Here is a 3,191-nt window from a genome sequence, read left to right on the forward strand (position 1 = left end):
TCAGGCCAAGACACTCTCATTCTAACAGCTTAGGCAACGATACGGAAAAGACACGGCTGGCTGCCGTGCCTTAAACCGTAAATATATTGTAATAGGAGGTTTTTAGGTGTCTGACGATACTCAGATCCTATAAGGACACTCCGCATGGAAGGGACGGTTAAAATCGATATTTTGAAGTTTCGAAAAGATATAGGAGAACCACCCAACCGGCCTTCTGGGCCGCACCGCATTTGCGGTATACGCGTGTTTTTGTCGCAGACAAAAGTCTTGGCGTGGGGCAAATTCACTTCGTCCGAGCGTTTAAATCGCCGGAGGGTAAAGGTCGCTTTCAGTAGCCGAAACCCAAAAAGAGAAAGACATCGCAGCACTATAGATACCTTTTAGGGGGGATTTTTTCTTTGCTCTGAACCACCTATATTTTCCACACTTCGTCTCTATCAAGCAAAAATCCATATAAAATTCTTTTCTCCGCCTCACTTGCATCGTTTTTTTCAATTCGTTCTTTAATCTGTGGAATAATTGCATCTTTATTGGCAACAAAATATTTCATATATTTTTCATTTCGAGCAAAATTTCCCCACATATAATTTGAAAAATCAACTTGAGTATAATCAAAATTTTCTGGGCTCAACAAAAACTGCAAATGTGGCCTTCCTTCGCTTAATTCTTTCAAAATACTGATGTCTGTTATTCTATCACTGATATACAGCAGGTAGGCACACTCCAGTTTTGTTTCAACTGGATCCGGGAATGAGTGTACACCATGAGTTTGGTGTCCGTTCATTTCCAATATTCCCTTTAGAAACGCTTCAGCTGTTTCAGGAGTTAAGGTAAGCCAGCCTGAAAAGATGAAGTCATATATAGCATTTGTGGGTAGTTGCAAAAAATTTACTGATAAAAAGTCCTGGTAAGTCCGTTGGGCACCTACATCTACTATATGTTGATAAAACAAACGTAATAATATAATTTTCTGATTGAAATTATCGGTCGTATCTATTGTGGTTTGTACCTCATCTGAAATATCGTTTGGCAAGAAGGCGGTAATGAGCTGTCGTAAACTTCCAAAACTCACATTTGCAGCATACTCGAAAAATTCTTTGCGTGTTACAATGCTGCGTACGATTTCAAAATCGCAGGATAATGTCAATGATCTGCATAGTTTTGAAAGCGCTCGCAAGGTAATCCTAAAATCGGGCCAGTGTATCGAAAATAGAATGTGCGCAATAGTTTTGTCGCTTACTAAATGTGCAATTGTTGTTTTGAGAACTCTTTTGCTATTCTCATCCAAGTCCACCAAATTGAGTAGTAGAATTAAATTGCTAAATGTAGAAAACGACGCCTGCCTAACCCCATATGTTTGCGCAGTAATTATTGAATTACAAAGATTTTGCAAACACTCTGTCAGAAACCTAACTTCATTCTCGTCAACGTTCAGTTTCTTAACATTGTATGTCTCTATGAATGCATTAAGATCCTTCGCTGAGATGAATTTTGTGATAATATCGAGATCAATGTAGCCTATGGGATACTTTTCATTTGTAAACTCAATATCTCCAAAATGACTGTCCTTTTCGGCAGCATCACAATTTGAGCATATAATAGCCTCAATATATGGCTTAAAAAAATCGTTTAGATCTCTACATCCATGGTATAGAATGTGGTTATTGTAGTAAAAGAAATACTGTGTCAGGGCAATTCGCTTGATTTCATAAATTTTGGCGCATGATGTCCCTCCAAAATGAATTGTATGTCTATCACATACATCCTTTTTTAATTTTTCCAGTGCCGTTTGCATTGCAAGGCGTTTTTTAGTATTGCCACTGTAAATATCGAGATATCCAGAAAATAACTCTCGTTCCTTGCTTGTGGAAACATTCTGAATAAAGTGTTTTACTTTATTTGAATCAAAGCGAAGTGTTTTAAGCGCCTCAACTACAGCAGAATTATGTAAATAGGCGACCGTTTGTTCTATATTTAGCTCCGATGTGTCCATTTCACCGTATTTGTCCAGAACTTCACTATACCCACTAACAATGCTTTGGTAAAAAATTTTTTTGCTCGGTTCAAAAATTTCGGAATTATTCTCTAACAGCGATTTGATTTCATCATACTGGTTCAGAATATAGAGATTATATAATCTGTCTTGGAGCAAAGCATTTTGTGAAAATTCTCCAATAGAAAATCGTTTAGTGTTGCCTATGTCAAAATATAGTATTGACACTATACCTGCATTTATAAATAGTTGTTTGAGTTTATCCGACTCTACCGTGTTTGCTTCCATAAATGTTGTCAATCGGGAGTAATCACCTTCAGAAAGTAATCGCAGTTGACCATCAGTAACATCGTACTTTTTTACATAAAGCAATTTCAATATCTGTTCATAATTAATAAAATTGTACTGAGACATGAATTGCACAGAACTTTCAATGGAGGACATATTTTCTTCTAAAGCGGGGTCGGCTATCACTCTTAGAAAACTATACAACCGCTTCCCCTTTTCGTTGGATAAAGACTCCGGAATATCTTGAATTTGTGGCATCGCATTAATATTTATTACTCCAATATTATTGCAGTTAAAGTAGTCTCGCTGTGTTTTATCGATTTGCACTTGATCCAAAACAATATATCCAACTTTTCGATTTTCTTCTAATGCCCCATTCTGAGAACGCATGTAGTTCAGCCAACTGATGATTAACTTGATATTATAGTCATTCAGCGAGTATCCCAGAAATAGAACAATGTGGTCAGTCAATAGTGACTTGATAAAAAGCTCCATTAATACATGGTTCTGAGAGTAATCCAGATAGTCTTGCTCTTTTAAAACTATATTATGCGTAGACAGATCCCCATGCATTTTTATGATATATTTGCTTTTATCTGCATTCAAAAGATCTTTGTCGCTCACGATAACCTGATATTGCTCACGAAACACATTCTTCGATGATTCAAGCAGTTGATCATAATTTGTAGTTATGATATGAACTGGATTTATATCAAAAATAGCGGATGATAAAGGTGCATCTACGACCATCGTAGAAATACTTTCTGTCAAAACCTGATCGTACAATGCTTTATCCGTATTAAAGTAACCGTAAAATCTTTCGGCGCATAAAAAGGCCGCCATCTCAGCGCACAGGCAAAGAGATGGCGGTCTGCATTTTCATTATGGTTTTGGAATTTTACATTTCTGG

Annotated in this window: 1 protein-coding gene; it reads right to left on the minus strand. The window is 36.9% G+C overall.

The window, feature by feature from the left end; all coding sequences use genetic code 11:
* Positions 1–412: 412 nt before the first annotated feature.
* Complete coding sequence (locus tag B5G34_RS18085) at positions 413–3,031, minus strand: SIR2 family protein (protein ID WP_162609536.1); 2,619 nt, start codon at positions 3,029–3,031, stop codon at positions 413–415.
* Between the last annotated feature and the right edge of the window lie 160 nt (positions 3,032–3,191).

This window comes from Flavonifractor sp. An82 (assembly GCF_002159265.1).
Lineage (GTDB): Bacteria > Bacillota > Clostridia > Oscillospirales > Oscillospiraceae > Flavonifractor.

What these genes read in the sequence shown, in the direction of transcription:
- B5G34_RS18085 (WP_162609536.1), bottom strand. Translation starts at nt 3,031, where the DNA reads ATGGTCGTAGATGCACCTTTATCATCCGCTATTTTTGATATAAATCCA.